Origin of the sequence: Mesorhizobium sp. M7A.F.Ca.US.007.01.2.1, from assembly GCF_003998165.1 — a bacterium.
Taxonomy (GTDB): domain Bacteria; phylum Pseudomonadota; class Alphaproteobacteria; order Rhizobiales; family Rhizobiaceae; genus Mesorhizobium; species Mesorhizobium ciceri.
Genome location: NZ_RZQP01000299.1, coordinates 1 through 6253, shown reverse-complemented (window position 1 = coordinate 6253; position 6253 = coordinate 1). Strand labels below are relative to the sequence as shown.

The window sequence follows — 6253 nt, the reverse complement described above, 5'->3', positions numbered from 1 at the left end:
GGGCTCTCCCGCGCGGTCGGCGAGGCTAGCCGCGACAACGACCAGCCGAAATTCTGCGATGCCTGCTTCACCGGCCAGTACCCGACCCGCCTGCTCGACTTCGAAGGCCACGACAATGTGCGCACGCTGTCGCTGCTGGCGACAAGCGGGACGTAGGCCGGACCGCCATCAGCGTTAGTCAATTCCCGGAATCCATCGCATGACCCTCGACCTTTCCGGCCGCGTTGCGGTCGTCACCGGCGCCTCGCGCGGCATCGGCTATTTCATTGCCAAGGAATTGGCTGCCGCCGGCGCGCATGTCATTGCGGTGGCTCGTACTGTCGGCGGGCTGGAAGAGCTCGACGACCAGATCAAGGCGGCCGGCGGCCAGGCGACACTGGTGCCGCTCGACCTCGCCGACATGGCCGGCATCGACCGCCTGGGCGGCGCCATCCACGAACGCTGGGGCAAGCTCGACATTCTCGTCGCCAATGCCGGCGTGCTCGGCGTCATCTCGCCGATCGGTCATGTCGAAGCAAAAACCTTCGAGAAGGTGATGACCATCAACGTCACCTCGACCTGGCGGCTGATCCGCTCGGTCGACCCTCTGCTGCGGCTCTCCGATGCTGGCCGCGCGATCATCCTGTCTTCCAACGCCGCGCACTCGGCGCGCGCCTTCTGGGCACCCTACGCGGCATCCAAGGCCGCGGTGGAGACGATGATGCGCTCCTGGGCGCATGAGACGCAGAGCCTGCCGCTCAGGGTGAACGCCGCTGACCCCGGCGCCACCCGCACCGCCATGCGTGCCCAGGCAGTGCCGGGCGAAGATCCCGAGACGTTGCCGCATCCCTCCGAGATCGCCAAGCGCATCGTGCCGCTGGCCAGCCCGGACCTGAAAGAGACCGGATTGATCTTCCAGGCCAAGCACAATCGCTTCGTCGCCTATAGGCAGCCGGAATAAAACTTGAGCCTTTTTTTGACGCATGTCGGTTTCCCAAAAACCGCTGCGCACTTTTAAGCGACATGCGTAGGGATTAAACAGGCCTCCGGAAACGTTTCTTCGACGTAGTCGAAGCCCAAACCGGAGGAACCACCATGCGCAAACTGCTTCTCGCCACCGCGGCCATCCTGATCGCAGCCGCGGGCGCCGCTTACTCGCAAGATGCCAAGATGAGCTTCTTCGTCACCAGTGTCGGTTCCGGCAAGGGTGCCGACCTCGGCGGCCTCAAGGGTGCTGACGCGCATTGCGCATCGCTGGCGGAAGCCGCCGGCGTCACCGGCAAGAGTTGGGCTGCCTATCTGTCGACCAGCGACACTGACGCCCGCGACCGCATCGGCAAGGGGCCGTGGGTGAACGCCAAGGGCGTCAAGATCGCTGACGACGTCGCCTCGTTGCACAGCGATGCCAACGGCATCACCAAGCAGACGGCGCTCAACGAGAAAGGCGAAGTGGTCAACGGCCGCGGTGACACGCCGAACCGCCACGACGTGCTGACCGGCTCCAAGCCCGACGGCACCAAGATCGCCGACCAGACCTGCGGCGACTGGACGATGAGCGGGGCGGAAGGCGCCGCGATGATGGGCCATCATGATCGCACGGGCCTCGACGATTCTGCAGCCGCCAAATCCTGGAATTCCTCGCACGCCTCGCGCGGCGGCTGCAGCCAAGAGGCGCTGAAGGGCACCGGGGGCGATGGCTTGTTCTATTGTTTTGCCACCAACTGAGCCGATTGCGCTTCGAAATCGGGCTGGGAAACCCGCCGTCACATCACGCGGCTGTGATTTGGCGGCGGGAAGCTGTGCCGCGGTCATGCTTTCGTCATTTCCTTGGAGTTGGTAGGGTCACCGCGACTCCCACAACAAGCGCCCAACTGGCAGAACAAGGAAATCCCCATGGCTACGACCGCAGCAGCGTTGGTCTGGTATCTGGTAATCGCCGGTCCGCAAGGCGGCATGGTCGTGCTGCCCAGCACCTTCGACAAGCGCGAACAATGCACCGCCGCCATCACCGAATATCAGAAGCAGCCGACACCGGCCGGCTGGTCGGTGCAATGCGTGCCGAGCGCCTCGCCCTTCACCGACGAGGGTGACGCCGAAGAACCGTCAGCACAGTAGGCGTCAGCGGCGTGCGCTGACCGTCAGTTCCGGCTTCTGGCTGATGGTCTGGAATACCACGCAATAACGCTCGGTCAGCTTCAGCAGCGAGTCTATCCGCTCCTGCGGCTCATCGGTGTCGAGGTTGAAATTGAGCCGGATGGCGCGAAAACCGACCGGCGCATCCTTGGCGACACCGAGCGTGCCGCGAAAATCGAGAGCGCCTTCAGCCTCCACCGTGGCGGCGCCGAGTTTGAACTCGAGCGCCGTCGCCACCGCCTTCAGCGTCACCCCGGCGCAGGCGACCAACGCCTCCAGCAGCATGTCGCCCGAGCAGAGCTCAAGGCCTGAGCCGCCTGTTGCCGGATGCAGGCCGGCGATGGCGAGCGCCCTGCCCGTCTCCACCTTGCAGGCAACCGACTGGTCGTCGATCGAGCCCTTGGCGCGAAGCGTGATCATGGCCTGCGAAGCGTCGTCACGATAGGCCTGCTTCAGCGGCGCCTGCATGGCCTTCAGTTCGGTCGCATCCATCCGCTTTCCCCTTTCGTCGACTGCTTGCGTCACCGGCATGCGCCGTCCGGTCAAGATTTGCGCCGATCACCTTGGGAAGGCAATGCCATTCCGCAACAGGTGCCAGCCGCCTACACCGATATCCCAAATGGGACATTGACGGACAAGGTCCCAAAAACGTCTGATCCGGGCAAGTCATCACTCCATTTCCCGGCGGTCCCCGATGCCTCGAACCCTCTCGACAAGGCCGAAACAGGATGGGTTTCGCGCGCCCGGCGAATTCGAACCCAAGTCAGGCTGCTGGATGATCTGGCCGGAGCGGCCGGACACCTGGCGCCTCGGCGCCAAGCCCGCGCAAAAACTGTTCGCCGATGTCGCCGCGGCGATCGCGCAAAGCGAGCCGGTGACGGTGGCGGCTTCTGCTCGCCAGTGGCAGAATGCCCGAGCGCGATTGCCCGGTCATGTGCGCGTCGTGGAAATGTCCACCAACGATTCCTGGCTGCGCGACAGCGGTCCCAATTTCGTCGTCAACGATCAAGGCGACGTGCGTGGCGTCGATTGGATCTTCAACGCCTATGGCGGTTTTGACGGCGGCCTCTATTCGCCATGGGACCTGGATGACCTTGCGGCGCAAAAAGTGCTCGAAATCGAGAACATGGATCGCTACCGCGCACCTCTGATCGCCGAGGGTGGCGGGTTGCAGTGCGACGGTCAGGGCACGCTCATCACGACGGAGCAATGCCTGCTCAACCGAAATCGCAACGCTCATCTCGGCAAGGCCGAGGTGGAGCGCCAGCTTGGCGACTATCTCGGTGTCGACACCGTCATCTGGCTGCCACGCGGCTTTGCCTTCGACGAGACCGACGGCCATGTCGACGACATCTGCTGCTTCGTGCGCCCCGGCGTGGTCGTGCTGAGCTGGACCGACAATCGGGAAGACCCGCAATACGATATCGTGCGCGAAGCCGAGGCGGTGTTGCGTTCGGCCCGTGATGCGCGTGGCCGCGCGCTGGAAGTTCACCGGCTGCCCCACCCCTTGCCGATCGAGATGACGCCGGAAGAAAGCGACGGCGTGGACCGGCTGGATTCGACCTGGGCGCGACCGGCCGGAAACCGGATCGCGGCGAGCTACATCAACTACTATCCGGGCAACAGCGTCGTGGTGGTGCCGCAGTTCGGCTGCGATCTCGATGTGAAGGCCAAGCGGACGCTGGCCGAGCTGTTTCCCGACCACCGGATAGTCGGCATCGAAAACTCGCGAGAGATCCTGCTGGGCGGCGGCAATGTCGCCTGCATCACCTTGCCGGTCTATGCCCCGCAACGACGTTGAGGGACGGAGCATGCCGAGAACACATAGCGAAAACGGAGGACATTTATGCGCGCTCTGATCTTCTCAACCCTGCTTGCCTGCGGCGTCTGCGCAAATGCGGCTTCGGCTGACGAGGAAAAGATCGTCAACGTCTACAACTGGTCCGACTACATCGCGCCGGACACGGCCGAGAAATTCGAGAAGGAAACGGGAATCAAGGTTCGTTACGACGTCTATGACGGCAACGAGGTGCTTGAGACCAAGCTGCTCACGGGCGGCTCCGGATATGACGTGGTCTACCCTTCAGCCTATCCGTTCCTCAAGAACCAGGTCAAAGCAGGGGCTTTCCTGGAACTCGACAAATCGAAGCTTGCGAACCACTCGAAGATCGATCCGCAAGCCCTCGCGCTGATCGCCGGCGCCGACCCGCAGAACCTGCATGCAGTGCCCTATATGGCGGTCACCGACGGCATTGGCTACAACGTCGCTGCGGTGAAGCAGCGGCTGCCGGACGGGCCGACAGATTCCTTCGCCATGGTCTTCGACGTCGATGTGGTCAAGAAGCTGTCCGATTGCGGTGTAGCTATCATCGATGCGCCGGCTGAAGTCATCCCGATGGCGATGAACTACCTTCACATCAACCCCAAATCGACCAGTCCCGACGACCTCGCCAAGGTCGAGGACCTGCTGGTCAAGGTGCGGCCCTACATCCGCTATTTCCATTCGTCGAAATACATCAACGACCTCGCCAACGGTGACATCTGTGTGGTGTTGGGCTGGTCGGGCGACATACTCCAGGCAAGGACCCGTGCGGCGGAATCCGTAAAGAAGCTGGAGATCGCCTATTCCATCCCCAGAGAAGGCACGCTCATCAACTTCGATACGATGGCGGTACCGAAAGATGCGCCGCATCCCGACAACGCCCAGGCCTGGATCAACTTCAATCTGCGGCCCGATATCGCCGCGGCCAATTCCAGCTATGTCTCCTACGCCAATGCGATACCGGAGTCCCTGCCGCTGATGGACAAGGCCATAGCCAGCGATCCCGGCGTCTTTCCGCCTGATGCCGTGAAGGCCAAGCTGTTCGTGGTGGACAACAACGACCCAAAGCTGCTGCGATCCCAAAACCGCATGTGGACGCGCATCGTGACGGGACAATAGAGCAATTCCAGAAAAAGTGCGCAGCGGTTTTCCCGGGAAAAGCGCGTAGCGCTTTCCCTTGGGAATTGCGTCAAAGCAAAAAAGACAGAGCCGGGCGGAAGCCGTCAGGCTCAGGCGGCTTCGCGGATGGCCGCCAGCAACTCGACCTGGGAGTGCACGCCGAGCTTGCGATAGATCTGCTTGATGTGGTTGCGGACCGTCCCGGGCGAGATGGCGAGGTATCGCGAAATCGTCTTGGCGTTGCCACCATCGACCAGATGCCGCGCAATCTCGGTCTCGCGCCTGCTCAGCCGCGAGCGAGCGTCACCGATTGCGGCGCCCTTGTGCCGGAAGCGGCACAGATGGAGCAATCTTTCCAAAATGAGCCTTGTCGCGCTGCTTGCCGCGCAAGCCGTCGCCAGATCCTGCTCGCCAAATGGTTCTGCCCCGTTTCGCCTGAGAAAAGTGACATAGCCAGCGGTCAGCCGGTCGAGATTGAACACGCCGGTGATCTCGTCGAAACTGTCGGAAGGGCCGAAGAATTCGCGATAGTAGGGAGTGCGCTGGAAGTCGCCATTGCGGAGTGCCGACAGCGGCAACAGGAAATCCTGCCTTGTGCTGGCGAACCTCTGGAAGAAGGGATCCTGGCGATACAGTCGTGCATCGTAGTCGCGGTTCCAGCGATCGGGACCGGCATCGTCGATGGTCAGGGATGTGATGTCGCGACGGTAAAAGCCGACATAGGCGCGGTCGGAGCCAAGCAACTCGCTCGCCGCTGCCGTGAAGCGAGCCGACAATTCTTCGGGTGTCACGGCAACGGCCGCAGCGGCGACACCGCCGCTCCAGCGCCCAAACTGATCGAGGGAAAGGTTCGACTGCATTCCAATTCATACTAGGCATGATGCCGAAAAGTGTGAAGCGGTTTTCGGACGGCATCATGCTCCATCTGTTTGATTTAGAGCCGGATTCAGATTTCAGGTCGATCGACCTGAAATCATCCGGCTCTAGCGCAAGCCGTTGCAAGTTCAAATCAGCCATTTCCTTTGACTTCGACCCTCTCGGCCATACCTATGCGGGAGTCGTTGTCGCGGAGCCATCATGCCGGTCAAATTGAAACTGATCTGCCTTATCCTGCCGATGCTCGCCGTCCTGGCGCAGCCCGTCCTGGCTGAAACGGCGGAGCGGCCGGCGCCCTCGGGCGGCGTGCTATCCCTGCTGCCG

The 6253-nt window shown here is 62.3% G+C and carries 7 protein-coding genes and 1 pseudogene; 6 read left to right on the top strand and 2 right to left on the bottom strand.

The window, feature by feature from the left end; genetic code table 11:
• The 4 genes and pseudogenes from EN949_RS36840 to EN949_RS31770 all read left to right on the top strand — a co-directional run.
• A pseudogene (locus EN949_RS36840) lies at positions 1-156 on the top strand (amidophosphoribosyltransferase); the annotation flags it as partial.
• Positions 157-199: 43 nt separating this feature from the next.
• Complete coding sequence (locus tag EN949_RS31780; protein ID WP_013532529.1) at positions 200-940, top strand: SDR family NAD(P)-dependent oxidoreductase; 741 nt, start codon at positions 200-202, stop codon at positions 938-940.
• A 134-nt stretch (positions 941-1074) separates the two neighbouring features.
• Positions 1075-1704 carry a hypothetical protein gene (locus tag EN949_RS31775; protein ID WP_013532530.1) on the top strand — a complete coding sequence of 210 codons (630 nt, stop codon included), beginning with the start codon at positions 1075-1077 and terminating at the stop codon, positions 1702-1704.
• A gap of 168 nt (positions 1705-1872) precedes the next feature.
• Positions 1873-2094 (top strand): hypothetical protein, encoded by a 222-nt coding sequence (locus EN949_RS31770; RefSeq protein WP_013532531.1) that lies wholly within the window; start codon positions 1873-1875, stop codon positions 2092-2094.
• Between the two features lie 3 nt (positions 2095-2097).
• Here EN949_RS31770 and EN949_RS31765 read toward each other — a convergent pair whose 3' ends face one another.
• A complete protein-coding gene (locus EN949_RS31765) occupies positions 2098-2604 on the bottom strand; it encodes an OsmC family protein (RefSeq protein ID WP_127366825.1) in 507 nt (168 codons plus the stop codon).
• Between the two features lie 202 nt (positions 2605-2806).
• Between EN949_RS31765 and aguA the strand changes: the two genes are divergently transcribed.
• A complete protein-coding gene (aguA, locus tag EN949_RS31760) occupies positions 2807-3913 on the top strand; it encodes an agmatine deiminase (protein ID WP_127366824.1) in 1107 nt (368 codons plus the stop codon).
• A gap of 45 nt (positions 3914-3958) precedes the next feature.
• A complete protein-coding gene (locus EN949_RS31755) occupies positions 3959-5053 on the top strand; it encodes a polyamine ABC transporter substrate-binding protein (protein ID WP_024504326.1) in 1095 nt (364 codons plus the stop codon).
• Positions 5054-5163: 110 nt separating this feature from the next.
• Here EN949_RS31755 and EN949_RS31750 read toward each other — a convergent pair whose 3' ends face one another.
• Positions 5164-5913 (bottom strand): LuxR family transcriptional regulator, encoded by a 750-nt coding sequence (locus EN949_RS31750; protein ID WP_127366823.1) that lies wholly within the window; start codon positions 5911-5913, stop codon positions 5164-5166.
• Positions 5914-6253: the final 340 nt, after the last annotated feature.